The sequence below is a fragment of the Chitinophaga rupis genome, assembly GCF_900109685.1.
Taxonomy (GTDB): domain Bacteria; phylum Bacteroidota; class Bacteroidia; order Chitinophagales; family Chitinophagaceae; genus Chitinophaga; species Chitinophaga rupis.
This window is the reverse complement of the sequence record NZ_FOBB01000002.1, coordinates 1,046,083-1,066,227: the sequence shown is the minus strand read 5'-3', so window position 1 is coordinate 1,066,227 and position 20,145 is coordinate 1,046,083. Positions and strand designations below refer to the sequence as shown.

16 protein-coding genes are annotated in these 20,145 nt (G+C 48.7%); 8 read left to right on the top strand and 8 right to left on the bottom strand.

Annotated elements, in window-relative coordinates:
• Positions 1–85: 85 nt before the first annotated feature.
• On the top strand, positions 86–673 hold the full coding sequence (locus BMZ54_RS11290) for a TetR/AcrR family transcriptional regulator (protein WP_089910752.1): 588 nt from the start codon (positions 86–88) through the stop codon (positions 671–673).
• Positions 674–862: 189 nt separating this feature from the next.
• Positions 863–1,249, top strand: a complete 387-nt coding sequence (locus tag BMZ54_RS11285) for a VOC family protein (RefSeq protein ID WP_089910749.1) — start codon at positions 863–865, stop codon at positions 1,247–1,249.
• 179 nt (positions 1,250–1,428) lie between these two features.
• Here the strand turns inward: BMZ54_RS11285 and BMZ54_RS11280 are convergent, their stop codons facing one another.
• The 4 genes from BMZ54_RS11280 to BMZ54_RS11265 all read right to left on the bottom strand — a co-directional run bounded on the left by BMZ54_RS11280 (position 1,429) and on the right by BMZ54_RS11265 (position 9,717).
• Positions 1,429–3,165, bottom strand: coding sequence for a hypothetical protein (locus BMZ54_RS11280; protein WP_143080973.1), 1,737 nt, complete (start codon positions 3,163–3,165; stop codon positions 1,429–1,431).
• Between the two features lie 176 nt (positions 3,166–3,341).
• Positions 3,342–5,093, bottom strand: coding sequence for a RagB/SusD family nutrient uptake outer membrane protein (locus tag BMZ54_RS11275; protein WP_089910744.1), 1,752 nt, complete (start codon positions 5,091–5,093; stop codon positions 3,342–3,344).
• Positions 5,094–5,111: 18 nt separating this feature from the next.
• On the bottom strand, positions 5,112–8,669 hold the full coding sequence (locus tag BMZ54_RS11270; protein WP_089910741.1) for a SusC/RagA family TonB-linked outer membrane protein: 3,558 nt from the start codon (positions 8,667–8,669) through the stop codon (positions 5,112–5,114).
• A 19-nt stretch (positions 8,670–8,688) separates the two neighbouring features.
• Positions 8,689–9,717 (bottom strand): FecR family protein, encoded by a 1,029-nt coding sequence (locus BMZ54_RS11265; protein ID WP_089910738.1) that lies wholly within the window; start codon positions 9,715–9,717, stop codon positions 8,689–8,691.
• A gap of 554 nt (positions 9,718–10,271) precedes the next feature.
• Here BMZ54_RS11265 and BMZ54_RS11260 point away from each other — a divergent pair.
• Both BMZ54_RS11260 and BMZ54_RS11255 read left to right on the top strand, forming a co-directional pair.
• Complete coding sequence (locus tag BMZ54_RS11260; protein ID WP_089910735.1) at positions 10,272–10,487, top strand: hypothetical protein; 216 nt, start codon at positions 10,272–10,274, stop codon at positions 10,485–10,487.
• Positions 10,481–10,696, top strand: a complete 216-nt coding sequence (locus BMZ54_RS11255; RefSeq protein ID WP_089910732.1) for a type II toxin-antitoxin system RelE/ParE family toxin — start codon at positions 10,481–10,483, stop codon at positions 10,694–10,696. Before BMZ54_RS11260 ends, BMZ54_RS11255 begins: the two co-directional genes overlap by 7 nt.
• A gap of 82 nt (positions 10,697–10,778) precedes the next feature.
• Here the strand turns inward: BMZ54_RS11255 and BMZ54_RS11250 are convergent, their stop codons facing one another.
• Both BMZ54_RS11250 and BMZ54_RS11245 read right to left on the bottom strand, forming a co-directional pair.
• Complete coding sequence (locus BMZ54_RS11250) at positions 10,779–13,148, bottom strand: ABC transporter permease (protein WP_089910729.1); 2,370 nt, start codon at positions 13,146–13,148, stop codon at positions 10,779–10,781.
• Positions 13,149–13,277: 129 nt separating this feature from the next.
• A complete protein-coding gene (locus tag BMZ54_RS11245; RefSeq protein ID WP_089910725.1) occupies positions 13,278–13,898 on the bottom strand; it encodes an RNA polymerase sigma factor in 621 nt (206 codons plus the stop codon).
• A 185-nt stretch (positions 13,899–14,083) separates the two neighbouring features.
• Here BMZ54_RS11245 and BMZ54_RS11240 point away from each other — a divergent pair, with 185 nt between their 5' ends.
• Entirely contained in the window at positions 14,084–14,341 is a 258-nt protein-coding gene (locus BMZ54_RS11240) for a hypothetical protein (RefSeq protein WP_143080972.1), read from the top strand.
• A gap of 140 nt (positions 14,342–14,481) precedes the next feature.
• A complete protein-coding gene (locus tag BMZ54_RS11235; RefSeq protein WP_089910719.1) occupies positions 14,482–15,348 on the top strand; it encodes an NAD(P)-dependent oxidoreductase in 867 nt (288 codons plus the stop codon).
• 131 nt (positions 15,349–15,479) lie between these two features.
• Here BMZ54_RS11235 and BMZ54_RS11230 read toward each other — a convergent pair whose 3' ends face one another.
• Together BMZ54_RS11230 and BMZ54_RS11225 are read right to left on the bottom strand one after the other, a co-directional pair.
• Complete coding sequence (locus tag BMZ54_RS11230) at positions 15,480–15,770, bottom strand: hypothetical protein (protein WP_089910716.1); 291 nt, start codon at positions 15,768–15,770, stop codon at positions 15,480–15,482.
• Between the two features lie 188 nt (positions 15,771–15,958).
• Entirely contained in the window at positions 15,959–18,112 is a 2,154-nt protein-coding gene (locus tag BMZ54_RS11225) for a Rossmann-fold NAD(P)-binding domain-containing protein (protein ID WP_238386550.1), read from the bottom strand.
• A 139-nt stretch (positions 18,113–18,251) separates the two neighbouring features.
• Here BMZ54_RS11225 and BMZ54_RS11220 point away from each other — a divergent pair, with 139 nt between their 5' ends.
• Both BMZ54_RS11220 and BMZ54_RS11215 read left to right on the top strand, forming a co-directional pair.
• Positions 18,252–19,274 (top strand): sensor histidine kinase, encoded by a 1,023-nt coding sequence (locus tag BMZ54_RS11220; protein ID WP_162277515.1) that lies wholly within the window; start codon positions 18,252–18,254, stop codon positions 19,272–19,274.
• Positions 19,271–19,975 (top strand): LytR/AlgR family response regulator transcription factor, encoded by a 705-nt coding sequence (locus tag BMZ54_RS11215; protein ID WP_089910708.1) that lies wholly within the window; start codon positions 19,271–19,273, stop codon positions 19,973–19,975. The genes BMZ54_RS11220 and BMZ54_RS11215 overlap by 4 nt, the downstream gene beginning before the upstream one ends.
• The last annotated feature ends 170 nt before the right edge of the window (positions 19,976–20,145 follow it).

The following is a 20,145-nucleotide window of genomic DNA, read 5'->3' as shown; positions in this document are numbered from 1 at the left end:
GCAGTAATTAACCCAGGCTGATAGCATTTTAATAGAGAAAAATAATTTTTAAAAGAACGAACATTCGTTTATCTTTGTTCCCGATATGCGCTTAAGAGATGAAAATAAAGAGACGCTGATCCGGGAGCAGGCCATTGCACTGATTGTGCAGGAGGGCTTTGACGGGTTGAGCATGCAAAAGCTGGCAAAGGCCGCCAATTTATCGGCATCCACCATTTACATTTATTTCAAAAGCCGGGAGGACCTTCTGAACCAGGTATATATTGCGGTGGATGAGATCTTTGCAAAAGAGGTGCTGAAGAACTTTGACCCTGCCATGTCTTTTGAAGAGGGTTTGTGGCAGCAGTGGAAGAACCGGTATAAGTATGTACAAAAGTACCCGCTGCACTACCATTTCTCTGAACAGTTCCGCAACTCGCCGCTGATCAAACACCAGGATATTAAGGAAAGCCCTTTCCGGGTGGCCATGCAGCAGTTCACTAAAAATGCCATTCAACGTAAAGAGATCGTGGATCTGCCGCCGGAAATATTATGGGCCCTGGCCTACGGCCCGTTTTACATACTTATTAAATTTCACCTGGACCAGAGCAGCATGAGCGGTAAACCATTTTCCCTGAGCGAGCAGAAAATGAAACAGGCGTTTGGGCTGGTCATCAAGGCGTTGAAAGCATAAAGGGGAAAGCAGAAGCCTTTTGTTTAGGGCCTTATGTTAGCAAATATGCTGAACGCCGAACGCCGAACGCTTAACGCTAAAGCCTTTTTGTTTAGGGCCTTATGTTGGCGTACCGGAACAATGCACAGCGCATTAAGCGTTCAGCATTTAGCGTTTAGCTTTTTATACAATCATTCTAAAATACTACTGATGAAACTCAATCATGCCAACCTGCCGGTGGCAGATGTACCTGCGGTAAAGGCGTTCTTTACCACCCACTTTGATTTTACGGCATTACCCATGCAGGGCGGCGGCGATAAATTTGCCGTGCTGGAAGGTGAAGACGGCTTTATCCTGAACCTGATGCAAGCTAAGGAGGCTCATATTACCGGTACCGAAAGCGGTTATCCTAAAAACTTTCACATCGGCTTTTTCGTAGATACACCGGAGCTTGTGCGCGAAAAACATGCAGCCATTACTGCAGCCGGTTTTACCGCTAATGAAGTGGAGGAATTAAAACGGGGCGGGTTTAGCTCCATTACCTTTTATTGTTATGCGCCGGGCGGCATTTTGGTGGAAGTGAGCAGCTCAAATTAACCTTCATGCGCTTTTAATAGGGATGTTATGCGCTTTTACCCCCAATATCATACGCTTTTAATACCAGTTGCGCAGCAATTGCCTACGCATTATCACTGGAATATTATGGGAATACTACCTGGGTTCTGCAGACAATACCTGCCTGCAGAACCGGTAGCTCGTAATACATCGGGAACTGCCTAGTTAAGCCCCAGGATGGGGGAAACAACTTCGGGTTGCCCCAATGGCCTTATTACGTGGATCCTCACGTTTGCCACAAATGTTTTTATGTTGGTAATGTAGGTGCCGCCGGAGTTTGGATGCAATGTTACTTTTACCCTTAAGGCTGCGCCATGCGTTAAATAATCTCCTGCTGACCAGCCGCCTTCTCCTGTTATGGCCAGGTCTTTAGCCAGACCAGTGGAAATAAAGCTAAAACCAATGTTGGAATCTGTAAGGTCGCCGGTGGAGGAAATCACCCTGCTGGCGCCTTTGTCTTCATATTGCGCCCGGGAGGAAAGCTCGATGTTTGGCAGATTGTTAGCATAGTTGCCTCCTGCTGTGTAAATACTATCCCACAGTATGAAAAGCGGCTCTTCCGTATACTCATTGATCACTGCACCATCAGCACCATCCTTAATAACATTGGGATTGGGTGTAAAAAGATCATTCTCCGGTGCAGTGGCATGGTAGCCAAAAGTGACCATCGATGTATTGGTGCCTGCCGGCCAATTATAGTCCGGCCAGCCCTGTTCATATACTGTAATATCGATAACAGGCCTTGCCCTTAAATTAAAAACACCCAAAGGCTCATTGCTTAGCGGAACATAGTTCTGCGCGGTTGATAAGATCTGCGTACCCGGCACATACAGGGAAGTAGGGCTTGAAGGGAACGAGCCTGCCGTTGTTAAGGTTCCTGTCATGTTAATACTTGCATCAATGTTCATATTAACCCCCTGGGAGCCGCTGTTACCGCCGAATATGGCGCTGAAAATGCCTGCGATAGCACCGGGAAAATTGCCGCTTGCTGCTGACAGCGCGCTTTCCAGACCTTTAGCTATATTCTTAAATGCGGTGACACCTATTCCCATGGTATTTGTTCCGGTGGTAGTATTGCCGTTGTTCTGCAGCACGGCGCTCCCTATCCAGGCCAGCGCTCCCTGTCCTACCACCTTTCCTGTTGTTTGCAGTGCGGAATTCATCGCAGTTCCCGGCGCCCCTACCGCACTCTTAATGGTACCTGTTAATGAGCCGCCCAGTGCAATGGACGACACACTATTGAAATTAGTGAACCAGCTGATCTGGATGTTATCGGAAGTAAGGCTGGTGATCTGCGGATCGTAAGCCATCTCATACTGCAGCATATACCATCTGTTGGCGGCCAGCGGCTGGGAGCCATCTGTTGGCGCCGGCTCAACCTGTGTAAAGGAGGTGCGCTTTTTTGAGGGATCCACGACCTCATTTCCCAGGTAGTTTAATAAAGTGGTGCCTGCGTTGGAGATCACCGACACCCCATCCACCACGTAAGTAGAGGGATACACAAACTGTGTGGTAGTGTAAAAATAAATGCGCATTAAACCCCTGTACCTGTTGTACAGTATAAAGTAAGGGTTTACAAGTGGTGCAGGCGCCAGGGCATTAAATGTGTTGTACAGCAGCACCCATCCGTCGGAAGCTTTATGATCGCTCACTACATCTATACCGTAGGTAGAGGTAAGGCTTCCCTGCCCTGACCAGGGTGGCGGTATCTGCGATTGTCCGGGAGGGGTTGGCATCCAGTTAACCGTTTCCCAGTTAAAGGTAACGGGTGTAACGCCCATGGGTCTTACAACGCCCATTACTTCTTTTTCTTTAATGGGTAAGAGGGTGTCATTTTTTTTACAGCCTGCCATAATAAGCAGTAAGAGCGGTAACGTACTTTTTAATGCTCGTGTCATATAATAGTGGGTTTGGGTTGTTATAGGGTTTTGTGTAAATACGGAGCAAGGATCGGGTTTAGGGCAATTAATTTAGGCGTTATCCGGGGATAATACATGCGGTTAACACAATGATAATGTAAAGAGGGCGCCTTTGATAAAGCGCCCTCTGTTTGTTGCTTTCTTATAATACACCTTTAATGATAACCAGGGTTCTGTTTTAATGTTGCGGTGCCATTCTTCAGGCTTAGATCTATCTGGCGCTGCGGAATGGGGAAATACTCGTTTACATTCTTAGTGAAATGTGCGCCTCTTACATCTGTAGTAATAGTGCCTTCAAAGGCAAAGTAGGCGTTAATAGCCACATCTGCCTGGCCCCAGCGCACCAGGTCAAAAAAGCGGTGGCCTTCCATGGCCAGCTCCAGCTTACGCTCAAAGTAAACAGCCTTTAAGGCATAAGCCTGCCCTTTGGAGGCGAAGGTACCTGCGGGGTAAGGCTTTACGCTGTAATTAGCTGCGGGCGTGGTGGAGAAGCCGCCCATTGGTTTGTTGTTATCCTTATACTTATACACCCAACCGGCTGGTATGGCGGCGCGGTTGCGTACCATATTCACATACTCTTCTGCCTTGGCAAAATTGGAGAGCTGCGCTTCACATTCGGCAGCCATCAGCAATACATCTGCATAACGGATCAGGTTATAGTTAATGGCATTACCAGGGGCCCAGCTGCGGGGATCATAATAATCGTCCTGCGTAGCCTGCCAGTACACATTCTTTTTAGCGGAGTATACACCGGCATCCACGGGATCGCGGGCCCAGGCTGCACCGGGGTGCACGCCCCAGTCAAGGTAAGGTATGCCCTGGCGGCCTACTGTCCAGTCAAGGCGGGGATCTACGGTTTCAGTATTGGCATTATGCTGGTTATAGGCATCCAGGTAAGGCAAACCGCCTGCATCTGTAATGTAGGAGTTCACCAGGTCTTGCGAAGGCTGGTAAAAACCGCAGCAGCTGAAAGGCCCGTTGTAAGGGTAGTTCAGCATCTCGCCCTGGTTGGCATTGGCTGTGGTGCCGGAGCCGTCATTCGCATCATACTGGATAGCAAAAACAGATTCGGAATTGTTTTCCGTAGCTGCGTCAAAGTTATCTTCGAACTTATTTACCAGCGCATAACGTTCTCCCTTGGAGGTGATGCCCTGTGCAATGATCTGGTCGAACAAGGTTTTTGCATCTGTAAATTTATGCTGGTACAGCAGGGTTTTGGCCAGGTAAGCGGCGGCTGCCCATTTATTAGGGCGGCCTGCTTCTTCCTGCGTTTCGTGCAGGTTATCCATGGCAAATTTGAAATCCGTTTGAATGTCGGGCCATATGTCCTGGTCATTGGGCATCTTAAAATCACTTTGTTTTTCATCTATCCAGGGCACCATGTTAAACATCTTCTTCAGATCAGAATAATAATGCGCGCGTAAAAAGCGGGCTTCCGCCTCTACCTCTGTTTTCTCATCTTCCGACATATCTTTTACAGCCGGCAGTATGCGTAACACGGTATTACAGCGGGTTACGCCTTCATAATCCACGCGCCATTTATCATTGAAAAAACTGTTGCTGGCATCTCCCTTAAAAGAAGCAATGGCCATGGTGGCCGGGGAATCAAAGGGGTCGCTGCCTTTATGCGCATCACCACCGCACACGCTGCCGTAGATCCAGTTATCCGGCGATACGGCATAACCGCTGCCGCCGGAAAGGTTCACCATATCTCCATCTTTATAATCCTGCCCGTCCAGCGCACCATAGGCGCCAATGAGCAAAGTGTTCACACCCTTTTTAGTGGTAAGGGCATTTTCATCTAAGGCCGACAGCGGCGCACGGTCCAGGAAGCTTTTGCTGCAGGACTGTGACAGCAAGGCGGCTGCCAGCAATGATATACTACCTATTAAACGTATGTTTTGCATCACTTACTTTTTAATGGTTTAGAAAGAGAGATTCACACCTACCAGGAACTCACGCTGACTGGGATAGGCCCCTTCGTCAATACCAAAGTCCGTTACACCAGAGCCGCCAATTTCAGGATCAATGCCTTTGTATTTGGTGATGGTGAACAGGTTGGCGGCCTGAATGTACACCCGCAACCTATCCACATGCACGCGGTTCAGCATACCGGCCGGCAGCGTATATCCCAGCTGTATGTTCTTGGCGCGCAGGTAAGCGCCGTTATCCACGAAATAAGAGTTGGGTACGTTGTTCGTGCTGAAAGAGCCGGCGTTTTCCTGGATGGGCGCTTTGGCATTCTTATGATCCGGGCGCCAGGAATCGTACAGGGCGGTTTTACTTTTTGCACCGTCAAAGGAGGAGTAAAAGTCTGTCCACCATTTTACGTTGTTCCAGATCTGGTTACCCTGCACGCCGTACAGGAAAATGCTGAAATCAAATCCCTTGTATTTGAGGCCCAGGTTAATGCCGTAGGATACATCCGGGTTAGGATCGCCCAGGAAGGTGCGGTCATCTGCGGTGATCTGTCCATCATGGTTGATATCTGCATAACGGAAGCGGCCCAAACTGGCGTCTGTCTGGTAGGTGGCGTTGGGATCACCGGTGGCTTTCTGCGCTTCTGCATCGGCGGCGGCAATCTCGCTATCATCATTCCAGAAACCTGTTACCTTATATCCAAAGAAAGAGGAAACCGGGTGGCCGGCTGCGTTGCGGATGATGGTGCTGCCATCAAAACGGCGGCCATCCTCATCAAAATAGTTGATGCCTTCTGCTATTTTCTTGATCTTATTTTTATAGGTGGTAAAGGTTATGGTTGCATCCAGCTGCAGCTCTTTGGCAATGTTGGTATGCGTGCCAATGGTAATATCTATCCCGTGGTTTGACATATTGGCTACGTTGGCATATGGCTGCTGCGCTACGCCGTTAGTACCGGGCAGCTCAGGATTATAGAGCAGGTCTTTGATGTTCTTCTGATAATAGTCGGCAGATATTTCCAGCTTACCGCCGAACAAGCTGGCGTCTATACCTATGTTGGTATTGATATCGCTTTCCCATTTGGCATAGGGGTTACCGATCTGGTACGGCTGAAAGCCTTGCAGGATACTATTGTTAGAGCCGGTAAGATCGTAATAGGATGAATTTTTATTGCCATTAAATAACGTATATGCGTTATAGGGAGACAAGTTAAACTGGTTGCCCATTACGCCCCAGCCGCCACGGATCTTCAGATCGGTGAGCCAGGTAAGGCCTTTCATAAACTGCTCCTGGGAAATACGCCAGCCGGCGCTTACAGCCGGGAACCAGCCATAGCGGTTGTAAAGCAGCTTGGACGATCCATCGCGGCGCAGCGTAGCGCCTAACAGGTATTTATCGCGGTAGCTGTAATCCAGGCGGCCGATGAGCGATACCAGCGCATTGGAGAAACGGGTATTGGCCGCTGTTTGCCCGCCACCGCCGGTGGAGTTATCCACGTAGTTGGGATCAAACGTAAAGAAATCCTGCGTGGTGCCGTTCAGCGTTCTGCCGCGTTCATCATAGGCTTCTGTACCTACCAGCAGTTTTAGGTCGTGCGCACCGGCAAAGGTATGCTGGAAGGCCAGGGTGTTGGTCCAGGTCCAGTTATGACCGTTGCCTGAATTTTCACTGTAAGAGTTCAGGGAAGCATTCTCCCTGTTCTCATACTGGGGATAGGTGAAGGTATGATCCCAGCTTGAATACACCTCACCGCCAAAGCTGGTGCGTACGGTAAAGTATTTGAACAGGTCTACCTCCGCATACACATTGCCGAACACGCGATTGCTTTGCCCTTTATTGGTACGGGTGCGGTACTGCTGCGCTACAGGATTAGCCGCATCGCCCAAACCCAGTCCATAGGAACCTGCAAAGTTGCCCATAATATCATATACAGGTATAATGGGCTGCTGGCGGTAGCTCATGGATACTGCATTTTCACTGGTCAGTGATTCTATGCTGGGGTTATCTGTAACGGAGACGGATATATTTTCCCCTACCCTTATATGATCTGTAATATTGAACTGGCTGTTGGAGCGCAGGGTGTAACGTTTCAGGTAGGTGTTCATTAAGGTACCTTCCTGGTTAAAATAGTTGAGCGAGAACAGGTAGTTACCACGGTCGCCACCACCGCTTACAGACAGGTTATGGCTGGTAATGGGCGCGGGTTTAAATACTTCGTGATACCAATCCGTACCTGCTTTATTGGCTTTGGTGATGCGGTAAAAATTATTGAAATCATCCTGGTCTGTATAATTGGGATTTACATAATACAGGGAAGGATCGGTACGGGGGTCGCCTTCTTTGAGCCCTACGGGCAGCAGGTAATCCGGCAGCACCGGTGTGGGGCCGCTGCCATACAGCGTATCCGACGGATTGGCAATGCCGGAGTTCTTATACGCCATCCAGCGCAGGTTAGCCATTTCCTGTGGGTTCAGCGCATGCCACACGTTACCGCCTTTAGGATACTGGCGGCCATAATATGCATCGTACTGCACTTTTACCTTACCGCTGCCTCTTTTAGTGGTGATGATGATAACGCCATTGGATGCACGGGATCCGTAAATGGATGCAGCGCCGGCATCTTTTAACACCTGCATGGTGGCTACATCATTGGGGTTCAGGTCACTGATGTTCTGCGTGGGTACGCCATCTACCACATATAAGGGCGTGTTATTACCAAACGTGTTTACCCCGCGGATCCGTACCATGGGCGCGGCACCGGGCTGCCCGGAACCGATGACCGTTACGCCGGAGGCCTGCCCCTGCAGCTGGTTCTCTACCTGCGCGGTGGGCTGCTTGTTCATGTCTGCCACCTTAACGATGGTAACGGCGCCGGTAAGGTCTTTTTTACGCTGGGAGGTATAACCGGTTACCACTACCTCATTGAGTGAGCTGGTATTTTCCTGCAGGGTTACATCCAGGGCCGACTGGCTGCCTACGGGTATTTCCCGGCTTTCATAGCCTACGTAGGATACTTCCAGCACTTCGCTGCCGCTGCCGTCAATATTCAGGGTGTAGTTACCTTCTGCATCGGTAAGCGCGCCGTTTCGTGTACCCTTTACCTTTATAGTTACCCCTGGTAAGGGTGCGCCTTTCTTATCCGTTACCCTGCCATGGATAGGGCGCTGCTGTTGCTGCAGCACAGGCACAGCGGGTGTTTCCAGCTGCTCTGCTGCTTTCTTTTCTGTGACCAGGTAAAAGCGGTCGCGCACTTTTTCAAATGACAGGTTAAAGGGGCTAAGCGCTTTTTGCAGGATCTCTTCCGGCGAGTGATACAGGGTAAGGTCCAGTTTTACCTTGCGGCTTTTTACCAGGTCGCTTTTATAGGCGATGGAAATGCCGAAGCGGTTTTCTGTTTGCCGGAATACATTTTTGAGGGTAAGCTCTTCCAGCTGGTAAGCTGCTTCCCTTGGAGTGCCCGCCGGACCTGCAGCAACGGCTGTCAGATCCTGCGCGTAAAGTGCAGGGCATAGCCATGCGAGCGCCAATATGTGCATTGGCAGCACACGTAAACATTTTTGCATGTGTACTTTTTTTTGTGTGTTAGTGACCCCGGTTACTTCCCTTCCGTATATAGATATACTCTTCCTTTTGGTTGAATTTTACGTTGAAAACTTTTGCGAATTGTGTCATCATGGTATCGGCATTATAGATCACTGGCATAGAGCCGGATACCTGGTAGCGCAGCAGCTGTGAATCGGCCATGATCAGGCGTTTGCCGAATACCTGCTGCATAAAGGCTGCGGCATCTGATAAGGTATAGTTCTCCATTTCCACGCGGCTGCTGGTCCAGGCCAGGAGGCGGCTTACCGGTGCATTGCTTTTTGCATAGCTGCCATCCAGCTTATTATAGCTTAGCATTTCACCGGGCTGCAGGTACAGCTGCGTTTCAGGAGCATGAGTGGCTGGTACATTCAGCTTTACCTGCCCCTGCTGCAGTACTACCATAATCTTATTACCAAAGCTATTGACGTTGAACTGCGTGCCTAATACTTCTACTGATAGTTTGTCGTATGTATGTACTATGAAACGCTGGTTGTTATGCCTTACATGGAAGTAAGCTTCTCCATCCAGCCATACTTCCCGCTGATCTGCTTTTCCCGTGTACAGCAGACGGGAGCCTGCGTTTAATATTACCAAAGAGCTATCCGGCAGCCAGGCGCGTTTTACTTCTCCTAAATGCGTATATACACTATACGTTACCGGCTTAAAAGACCGTTGCTGTATCAGCCATAATGACGTGGCGGCTATTAATATAATGGCGGCTGCATATTTCCAGCTGGCCCACCAGTGTTTTCTTGTAACGGGCAGCTCTTCTTCGTTTGTTTGATGTTCCCAGATATTGTCCCATAGCTGGCCTTTTTCCTGTTCTGTAAGCGTATATTCCTTAAACCGGATGCTGCGTACCAGGGTAATGGCAGCTTCAATGGTAGCGCGCTTTTCCGGGTGCCCGCGCAGCCAGGTTTCCCAATAGTAAGTGTTTTTCACATCGGGATGCAGCACCCATTGCTGAAAATCCTCATCCAGTATAAAGTCCCTGGTAGTATATAAGTGGTAGGCTTTTTCCGTCAAAGGGTGTTGTTTTTATTAAAGAGACGTGTGTTGGAGAAATCTCATCGGTTTTGGGAAAGTTTTTTGAAAAGTTTTTTTTGGGGGGACTGGTTGATCTTAATTTAGGTTACCGGAGATGCCTGGGTACGTATGTTTGCAGGCCTGGGTTTGGTTTTACATGCCTGCAGGTCCAAACACGGACTGCGCCCGCCTGTTTGGAGGGCTATGGGGCGTTGGGTTGTCATTTAGGGTTTAGTTAGGTGATGGGGCATTATCAAGCCGGTGACGCCGGGCAAGGTCCTTTGTTTGGAACCTGCAAGCAATGCGGGAGTGCGCCTGGAAAGTTGGGATATTGCAAAGTAATGAGTGCACGAGATGGATTAAATGGAACCAGGCATTTCATTATACATGATACAAATTATTCATAAACAACAACTTACCAACCAACACAGTTGATTCATAACTCTTTAGGTACCCCGGGTTATTCCTGCAGAAAAGTTTAACTTGTAGAGATATTTAGAATAAGTATATTGAAAATAAGACTTGACAGAAAAGCTATTTAAAAAGCCATACTCATGGAACTTATAATTGATTTTGACAACATCCAGGATACTTCTAAAAAGGAATGGTTGATCCGCACGCTGAAACTCATGAATATAGGTTATCATACATCTGAAAAACCGCAAACCGTCGCAGAATATAATCAAGATCTGGAAGCTGGTAATGATGAAATTGAAAAAGGAGGTTTTATTACCGCAACCGATCTAAAAAAGGAAGCAGATAAATGGTAACCGTCTGGAGTAAACAGGCTATAGCGGAACTGAAAAAAGCTTATGAATATATATTGCAGGATTCACCCCAGAATGCTGCTAAAGTGCGGGATGAAATCATCGAGATAACCATAGATCTGCCCAAACATCCCCAAAAATATCCCCCTGATAAATATAAAGCACCCAATGATGGTACCTGGCGCGTTTTGAAAAGTACCATTACAGGATAACATACCGGATCATGCCACATGAAATCCGTATTGTACGCTTGCGGCATACCGGCAGAACCCCGTTATCTTTTTGACCTATCCCCTACTCCGTCCTCAAATTCTTCAACGGATTGGCCACCGCAGCCTTTACTGACTGATACGCAATAGTACTCCCGGCAATAATAAAAGATACTGCCAGCGCGGCCAGGAAAATAGCGGCGTTAATGCCGATGTGGTAAGCAAAATTCTCCAGCCAGGCATGCATCATGTAATAGGCTACCGGTGCAGCTACCAGGAAGGCAATAGCTATCAGCAACATAAATTCTTTCGCAAAGAGGCCAACAATATTAAATATGGAGGCGCCCAATACTTTACGGATACCCACTTCGCGGGTACGTTGTACGGCGGAAAAAGCAACCAGTCCATATAGTCCTAAACAGCCTATTAAAATAGCCAGGATAGAGAACAGCCGGAAAGCGGTGTACACTTTCTGCTCCTGCTTATAGAACTGTGCAATATGATCATCTATAAATTCATAGTCGAACAGGTCGTCCGGGAAAAGACCAGTCCATACTTTTTCAATACGGGCAATGGTTTCCCGCATGTGCTGCGGCTGCAATTTTACGCTGGCGCTGAAGAAACGGTCGGCACGGTATAACAGGATGCAGGGCCTTCTCTTTTTATGCTTGGATTCACTCTGGAAGTCCTGCATAACGCCGGTAATGGTAACCGGTTCGCCGGATGCAATGAAACCCTTACCAATGGCATCCTGCGGGTTTTGAATACCCAGCTTGTGCATGAGCGTTTCATTGATCACCAGCTGGTGGGTGGTATCATTTTCATGCTGCTTAACGATCTTGTTACCGGCCAGCATGCGCAGGCCAAACATGTCGGTGTAATGTTCATCAATGAACTTGATCTCCGTTACATCATCTTTGGTTAATCCTATCGCTGGCGCACGGAAAGGCGCAAAGCTGCTGTTGTACGAGGGCGCACCGGAAGAAAAGCTGAGATCTTTTATACCGGGATCATTGGCCAGCTGCTGCGCTATTATCTGCTGTTTGGATTCATCTGGCAGATCAAAGGTGATCACGGCTTCCTTGTTAAAACCCAGGTCCTGGTTTTTGAAGAAATCCATTTGCCGGGCCACTATTAAAGTGCCTACGATCAGGATCTGCGAGGCGGCAAACTGCACAAACACTAAGCTCTTACGCAAGGTTAATCCCCGGAAGTTGTTACCGGTACTGCTTTTCAAAGACAGCACCGGTTTAAAGGCCGATTGTATAAAGGCTGGGTATAACCCTGCCAGCAGAACGATCAGCAGCCCTAATACCAGCACTAAACACAGTATAACGGGCTGGAAGATCTGCGTATGATCCAGCTTAATATCCAGCCAGTTAACGGCCTGCGGCATAAACAGGTAAGCAATGATAATGCCCAGCAGCAGGGAAATAACCACCAGGAAAGCCGTTTCTCCCAGGAACTGGCGAATGAGCTGCGGCCTGTTAGCGCCCAGCACTTTGCGCACTCCTACTTCCTTAGCGCGGCGTGTAGCCTGCGCCGTGGCCAGGTTAATAAAGTTGATGCAGGCGGTAATAATAATAAACAATGCCACAATAGCTAATGCCCAGTAAGTGCTGCGGGAAGTGGTAGGACTAACGCTATTATTCAGATAACGCTGATCAAAGTGAATATCGCGCAGGGGCTGTAAAGGCAGGGTAGCTTCTTTGGCAATATCCGCACCCCAGTTCTTTGTAATAAAACCGGGCAGCCTGCTTTCCAGCTTTGCCACCGGGTAATGTTCCGGTAATACAATATAGGTGTTGCCTCCCATAATGGCATAGAACTCGCGCATAGCACTACCCTTTTCAAGGTCTTTGCGGATGCTTTCAAAAGATACCAGGAACCCGAAAGGCAAATGCGTATTTCCCGGCACGTCTTTAATTAAACCGGTAACCTTCAGGTCCAGGCGGTTATCCAGGTTCAGGAGCTGCCCCATGGGATCCTTACCTCCAAAATATTTCCTGGCTATGCTTTCCGTAAGCACTATGGTATTGGGTTCTGATAAAGCGGTGCGGGGATTGCCCTGCAGCCACTGGTAATCAAAAATGCCGGTGAACTGCCCGTCTGCAAACAGGAAACCATCTGCAGGGAAACGCTGTTGTCCTATTTTTACCATGCCATTGTTGCGGTACCACACCTGCGATACATTTTCCAGCTCAGGAAAATCATTGCGTAATGCGGGCGCTATAGCCATAGATACGCTGGGGTTATAATCCAGCGCATGCATAGTAACGCGGTAAGTGCGGCTGGCTTTGTGATGGAAGCTATCGTACCCCAGCTCATTCCGTACGATCAAAAAGATCATCAGGCAGGAGGCCACACTAATGGTAAGGCCAAATACATTCAACAATACATAACTGAGATTACGCTGCATGATCCTGATAGTGGAGAGTAGATAACTTCTGAACATGGGAAGGCAAATTGATCAATGCTGGTTTTCCAATACAATGCCATTTCATAACTACGCTGATAATCAATCATTCTACGCTACCGGTATGTCCGGTTTTGACACAGGCCATGTGCGAATATGAACAGTGGTTTAAGCACCTCTGTTCACCAGTAAAAGCAGCACCGGCAGGGCCAGTATTTCCTTTAACAGCCCTATGGCTTTGGAGATAAGGTTGTATACGGAATCTACCTTCATACCCATCATATCGGCTACCTCCTGGTAAGAGAGGTTCTGGAAAAAGCGCAGGTAAATAGCTTCCCGCTGGCGGCGGGTTAAAGTGGCCAGGGCGGAGTGCAGCTGCTGCAATTGTTCCTTGCGGATCTCGTCCTGGATAATGTGGTGTTCCCGGGGCGGAATACATTCAAAATCAAAGGGAATGGTATCGTCTGTTTTACGCCAGCGCCGGTCTTTCTGCAGGCTGCGTAACAGGTGGCGGCGGAATGCGGTAAGCAGGTAATAACGTATATGTACCACCGTTTCCGCCAGCTGCCGGCGGCTGTGCCACAGATCCTGGAACAGCTCCTGCAGGCAGTCCTTTACTTTTTCCGCATCTCCGCAGAAATGCAGGCCATAACTGTACAGGTCATCTACATAGGTGTGATAGATCAGGGCGAAAGCATCGCGGTTACCCTCCCGGAACTGTTGCCACCATTCCGGCTGCGCGGGCGCCTGGTTCAAGGCCGCCACCGGTGGTACTATGGCTTCCTTCATAAGTTTTGATTGAGCTGAAAGCAGAAAGCGTAAAGCATAAAGCTGTTTACGTTTTGCTGTATGCTTTGGGAAGATACGAAAATTCGTAAAAAGGGGAAAGCTTAAAGCAACAAATGGCAAGCAGCTTCCAGCTTTCTGCTTTGCGCTTTATGCTTAAATGGCACGCACCTTGTAGCACTTTTTATATGGAAAAGCATATCATAACTATCGTACTAAACGATAAGCCTTATCAGTTATTTATTTCCATTGATCACCAGGAGGAAGAAGTTACCTACCGTGTGGAGCCGGGTGCAGATGAAGGACAATTAGATAACATCATCCCGGAACGGCTGGAATTCAGGTCCAATGGACATATTAAATTTGATGACCGCTTAAAGACTGTGGAAAGCGAGCAGATCGCACGCCTCATCTGGCAGGAGATACTGGATAAATTGAATCCATAATCTGCCTACATGTGTATGTTTGTTTGCTGCCAGCACTTTTTCCAAATGCTGTCAGCATTTCTTTTTTTAACCCCCTCCTCCCCTTTTTGTTGCCACCTTTACAACGCATTGCGTAATATTACCCTCAAAAATATAAAGACATGCAAATAGGATTTATTGGACTCGGCAATTTAGGAACTCCCATCGCGGAAAATTTACTTGGAACGCACCAGCTGTATGTGTATAACCGCACCGCTACCAAAGCACAGCCGCTGGTAGATAAAGGCGCTATACTGTGCGAATCTGTAAAAGAGCTGGCCACTATGTGCGATGTGGTATTCAGCATTGTGTCGGATGATGCAGCGCTCAAAAATATTACGGAAGGGCCGGATGGTATTGCAGCCCACCTGAAGCGCGGTGGCGTACACATTTCCATGAGCACTATTTTACCGGCTACGGCCACTGCGCTGGAGGCGTTACACCATCAGCACCACAACTACTACATTTCCTCACCTATACTGGGCCGGCCGGAAGCAGCCAGGGCCCGCAAGCTGAACATGCTGGTATCCGGCAACGCTGAAGAGGTTGACCGTATTAAACCCTTATTATCTGATGCCGGCGGCACAGCTATATGGGAATTTGGGGAAGAGGTGACCGGCGCACCGGCGGCTAAGCTGTGCAGCAACTACCTGATACTTTCCGGCGTAGCAGCCATGGCAGAAGGTATTCATCTGGCCAAACAAAGCGGCATTGATGCTGCGATGTGGATGAACATGCTTACACAAACTATTTTCGGCGCGCCGGTTTATATTAACTATAGCGCAGCATTGTTAAAGGAGAATTATTTACCCGCAGGTTTTGGTTTAAAGCTGGCCCTGAAAGATGCCAACCTGGTATTACAGCAGTCGGTAGCTACAGGTAGCAATATGCCGGTAGGCAAAACAGTGCAGGGGCTACTAGAGCAGGCGGTGGCTGCAGGATTTGGAGAGCATGATGTAACTGCGGTAGCGGAAGTGGTGAAAAAATAGTTGGCAGTTGCTAGTTAGCAGTTGGCAGTCTGGGAAAGTGGATGAACTAATATTAGCTAACCAACTTATCAGTATTTATTGAACAATTATCACCAGACTGCCAACTGCCCACTGCAGACTGCCAACTATTTTCATCCCAATCCCGGGCCATAGGGCTGGGGAGTATCTGAACCCTGTTTTCTTATGCCATTCCAGATAGATTCCAGGATATGCCGTCCTTCCAGGGTAATAACCCGGGGAGAACATTGCACACCTTCCCCGGTTTCAAAGATCACCAGGTTATCCGGAATATGGCCTTCAAAACGTTTGGACAGGTCGCCGTCCTGTAAGTAATATGCAGGTTTACCGTTGTATGTTTCCTGCTCCACATGCAGGTCTTCTTCTTTACCGTTGAAGCTGATTATAATGGTTTGGGCAGCCATGAGACTTTTTTACATAACGGCCACAAGTTTGGGGCCGGTTTTTAGTTAGCTGCTAGCAGTTGGCGGTGTGCAGTTGGCAGTTGGCAGTCTGATGGATATAGTTCGATAAATTAGCTGATCTTATTATAATACTACTGTTACGTTAAATACTTCTCCCGGACTGCCAACTGCACACTGCCAACTGCCAACTAATACTCCACTTCCACTTTCACCCCTTCGCTTTTGTTCTCAAACTTCAGCAAGCAGGTATGGGTAGCGGCATCCCACTCTGCAGGCAGGGTCTGGGCCGCAGCACCAACCGGCGCTATAGTGGCCTGTTTGGGCGCGGCTGGTAATAAAATGCGCATTACATTCTGTGTATTTGATGGGCTGCGGGCAATAAAAGAATAGGTCCGGCCGGTCATATTTTCCTCATACACCCTGGCGGCGCCGCATAATACCTGCGGACGTCTGGTATCCTTTACGCGGCTTACATGGTACAGGTAAGCCTGCTCGCCGGGGCGCACCACTTTCTCCGCCAGCACCGGCAATGCGGGATCGAAAAGATCGATCACCGGGCCTTTGATGTGCAGCGGTTCCGCGCTTACGCTTTCATCCATTACAGCAGCTATGTCATAGGGCCCTCTTTCCAGGTAAAAATAATTTTTGGTAGCCAGCGGCCCGGCTTTGGCACCCTGCTCATAGGCCTGCTTTACCAGCTGTATGAAATGGCCATCCTGCCCGGGTTCCAGCACCAGCTCTTTAGGATCCTGGCGAATGATGAACACTTTGCCTTTGCCGGAGGTATAACTTTCCGTACCGGCTGCGGGTTGTATGCCCAGCTGTTTGAACAGATCTTCCGAAGGCGCAGCATAATGCAGGCCATTGGTGTTCCACCATTCCTTTACCTGCTGAAAAGGATCTTTATCACGGCCATAATATACCAGCACACCGCCTTTTTTAACCCAGGCCGCCAGGTATTTGTGCACGGAATCCGACATGGGTTTCATGTTCGCATAGCTCATTACCAATACCTTAATATCTTTTAACGTACCAGGATAGGCCAGGTTTTCCATGTGCACCATCTCTACCGGAATGCCCTTTTTCAAAAGCGGCAAAGCCATACCGTAAAAGTTAGACAGCTGCGGATCCTCATACCCTGCATGTGTAGGAAAACGCTGGAACATCAGGGAGTTACCCAACAGCACACCTATGCCCCTGCTGCCGCTTACATGGTTAGTGGAGGCCGGCAGGTTGTTCAAAGAATTTACCATTACCTGCATTTGGGTGGCATAGGCAGGCGCAATAGGCTGCGGCTCGCTCTCCCCTTCTACCTTAAACTTACCAAGGTAAATACGGTTGGGCCAGGGCATTACTTCAAAATGATCTACCGTAGGGTACATGATCTCTGCCGTAAAAGTGGCCTGGTAGTTCTGTTTGTAATAATCCCAGGTGCGGCGGGCATCTTCAATAGGATCGGTCAGGAAATACATTTGCCGGCCGGTAGGCGCGGTCATAGATAACATAGTGCCATATTCCAGGAAAGCATTCTCAAACACCCGCTCTTTTTTTACGCCATTATAATACACCGGCTCCCGGGAGGTGCCGGTCCATACCTGGGCTATATAACCATCCATGCCGGGTAAGGCCGCCAGGCTGGCTTCCGGGCTTACGATCTGCCAGGAGGCGTAGTTGATGAGGGAATGCGTGGGCACAAAACATTTCACTGTTTTGCCCTGGCTGGCCCCATAGGATTTAGCATAGGCAAAGATCTCTTTCAACGCGTTAAAATACAGGTGATATTTGAGCTTGGATGATAAGTAGGTGGCTTCCGGCGATTCATGCTGCGCCATCCACGGAAAACCATAATACTGCTGCCATTCTTTTTTAAAGGCATTGCCATAACCACCGCGGGCCCAGAACTCAGGCTCCTCCAGGTAAATAGTGGTAATACCGGCATCCACCACCTTTTTAATGATGGACTTCATATAGTTCAGATAATTAACCGATGGCACTACATAAGGTACGTTATGCCCGTGCCAGATGGTATCTCCGTTGCACTGCACCTGCCCATCTTCCCAATGGGTTTTACCATCAAACTGCCCCATGAAATAATCCTGGTAATTGCCCCAGGCCACACCGGTCATAAACTGCACGTTATAACCCTGCTGGCGCCAGCCTGCTACCCTTTCGTTGAAATCGCCGCTCATGCCGTACACCATTACAATGTCGGAGCGTACGTCATATGCTGCGCGCCAGGGTTCGGAGATCTGGAAGGATGTTTTTTCTTTGAGCTGCTGGGCCTGTGCACCCAGCGTGATACAGCTGATAGCCAGCAATAAGCATTTCCGGAAGATAAGCACGGTACTCGTTTTAAAGATGACGGGTTATGAGCCGCCAATATACAAAATACTCTCGCTTGTCTACAAAAACCACCGTCTCATCTACTACTTGAGCGGCGGGTACATCCTACGGATAAATTTGTTAACTTATTCTGTTGAAATGAGGAGCACCAATACTATATATGGTATTATAACCCTGCATGTGCTGATCTGGGGGGCGTTAATGGCGCTGCCGCATTTGCTCACAGCAGGTACCCAGCCCCCACCGGGTGCTTTGCCGGGTAGTTTCTGGTTCATAAGCACGCTGCTGCACATCTGCGCTTTTTACCTCAACGCCTATTTCCTGTATCCCCGCCTGATGAATAAACGGTACTGGTGGCTGTACATCCTTAGCCTGGTGGCGCTGGTAATGGGGGTTAATTATGCTAAAACCGGGATCCTGGTAGTGTTTTACTCCCAGATCCCCATAACGGCATCCATCCGCGCAATGCTGTTCTTTTCCATTATGCTGTTCATGGTGGCCAGCATTATATACCGGCTGGTGGTGGATAAGGTACGGTATGAAAAGGCGCAGAAAGAAAGGCAGGCCGAACAGCTGGCCATGGAGCTGAAGTTCCTGCGCTCGCAGATCAGTCCTCATTTTTTGTTTAATGTGCTCACCAACCTGGTGTCGCTGGCCAGGAAAAAGTCGGACCTGATGGAGCCTTCCCTCATTATGCTCTCGGAGCTGATGCGGTACATGCTCTATGATTCCGAAGGCAAAAAAGTGATGCTGGATAAGGAGATCGCTTACCTGAAAAGTTATATTGAGCTGCAGAAGCTGCGCTTTGGCAGCGATACGCAGATAGAAACCATTATTGAGCTGGAAGAAGGCGCCGGCCCTTACAGCATTGAGCCCATGCTGCTGATCCCTTTTGTGGAAAATGCCTTTAAACATGGTATTGGCTGGATAAATGATCCCTGGATCTATATTCGCCTGGTGGTGGCGGAGAACCGCCTTACATTTACAGTGCGGAATAAATACAGCGGCGACAATGTGAAGGATAGTAAGGATGCTAATTCCGGCATAGGACTGGCCAATGTAAGCTCGCGCCTGAAGCTCCTGTACCCGGAACAGCATATCTTAGCAGTACAAAAGGAGCATGATGTATTTTCCACTACCTTAACCCTGCAGTTAAAATGATGCAATGCCTGGCCATAGATGATGAAAAACTGGTGCTGGAGCTGCTGGAAGACAACATCCGGCAGGTACCTTTCCTGCAGCTGGTAAAAGCCTGCCGCAATGCGCTGGAAGCTACCACCATCCTGCAAAGCACGCCCATCGACCTTCTATTCCTGGATATACAGATGCCGGGACTCAGCGGCCTGCAGCTGCTGCAAAGCTTACCCCATCCGCCCATGACCATCCTGATCACTGCCTATGAACAATATGCGCTGGAAAGCTATAACCTGGATGTGGTGGATTACCTGTTGAAGCCCGTATCCTTTGAGCGTTTTATTAAAGCCTGCAACAAAGCGCATGAGCGTTTTTTACGGCAGCCCTACACGCCTGCTGCTACGGAACCTGCGCCTGATCACTTTTTTGTGAACGTGGAGTATACACTGGTAAAGGTATTGATAGCAGATATCCTGTACGTGGAAGGGCTGAAAGATTACATCAAGATCCATGTAGCCTCCTCCAAAAAGCCGGTGATCACGCGTATGAGCATGAAAGCCATTGAAGAAAAATTACCCCCGGCGCAGTTTATACGCACCCATAAATCCTTCATTATTGCAGCCCCTAAGATCACGGCCATTAAACGCGACCTGGTTTGTATAGGAGAGCTGGAGCTGCCACTGAGCGAGTTTTATAAAGGTAACCTGGATAAGGTGATTAACCGGTGATGCGTAAACTAGTTTGTATATTTATGGCGAGTATGAAACCGTATGCCATAGATTGATCGTGTGTCCCGTTTATTCACTAGCCTTTTGTTGCCGGAACAACCCTATTAACCCGGCTGCCGTGTAATCTCCGGCAGCCTGAGATAAAGCATCATTTATCATCAAATCATATC

What these genes read in the sequence shown, in the direction of transcription:
- BMZ54_RS11270 (WP_089910741.1), bottom strand. Translation starts at nt 8,669, where the DNA reads ATGCAAAAATGTTTACGTGTGCTGCCAATGCACATATTGGCGCTCGCA.
- BMZ54_RS11255 (WP_089910732.1), top strand. Translation starts at nt 10,481, where the DNA reads ATGGTAACCGTCTGGAGTAAACAGGCTATAGCGGAACTGAAAAAAGCT.
- BMZ54_RS11230 (WP_089910716.1), bottom strand. Translation starts at nt 15,770, where the DNA reads ATGGCTGCCCAAACCATTATAATCAGCTTCAACGGTAAAGAAGAAGAC.
- BMZ54_RS11260 (WP_089910735.1), top strand. Translation starts at nt 10,272, where the DNA reads ATGGAACTTATAATTGATTTTGACAACATCCAGGATACTTCTAAAAAG.
- BMZ54_RS11220 (WP_162277515.1), top strand. Translation starts at nt 18,252, where the DNA reads ATGAGGAGCACCAATACTATATATGGTATTATAACCCTGCATGTGCTG.
- BMZ54_RS11290 (WP_089910752.1), top strand. Translation starts at nt 86, where the DNA reads ATGCGCTTAAGAGATGAAAATAAAGAGACGCTGATCCGGGAGCAGGCC.
- BMZ54_RS11240 (WP_143080972.1), top strand. Translation starts at nt 14,084, where the DNA reads ATGGAAAAGCATATCATAACTATCGTACTAAACGATAAGCCTTATCAG.
- BMZ54_RS11275 (WP_089910744.1), bottom strand. Translation starts at nt 5,093, where the DNA reads ATGCAAAACATACGTTTAATAGGTAGTATATCATTGCTGGCAGCCGCC.
- BMZ54_RS11215 (WP_089910708.1), top strand. Translation starts at nt 19,271, where the DNA reads ATGATGCAATGCCTGGCCATAGATGATGAAAAACTGGTGCTGGAGCTG.
- BMZ54_RS11235 (WP_089910719.1), top strand. Translation starts at nt 14,482, where the DNA reads ATGCAAATAGGATTTATTGGACTCGGCAATTTAGGAACTCCCATCGCG.
- BMZ54_RS11245 (WP_089910725.1), bottom strand. Translation starts at nt 13,898, where the DNA reads ATGAAGGAAGCCATAGTACCACCGGTGGCGGCCTTGAACCAGGCGCCC.
- BMZ54_RS11250 (WP_089910729.1), bottom strand. Translation starts at nt 13,148, where the DNA reads ATGTTCAGAAGTTATCTACTCTCCACTATCAGGATCATGCAGCGTAAT.
- BMZ54_RS11285 (WP_089910749.1), top strand. Translation starts at nt 863, where the DNA reads ATGAAACTCAATCATGCCAACCTGCCGGTGGCAGATGTACCTGCGGTA.
- BMZ54_RS11280 (WP_143080973.1), bottom strand. Translation starts at nt 3,165, where the DNA reads ATGACACGAGCATTAAAAAGTACGTTACCGCTCTTACTGCTTATTATG.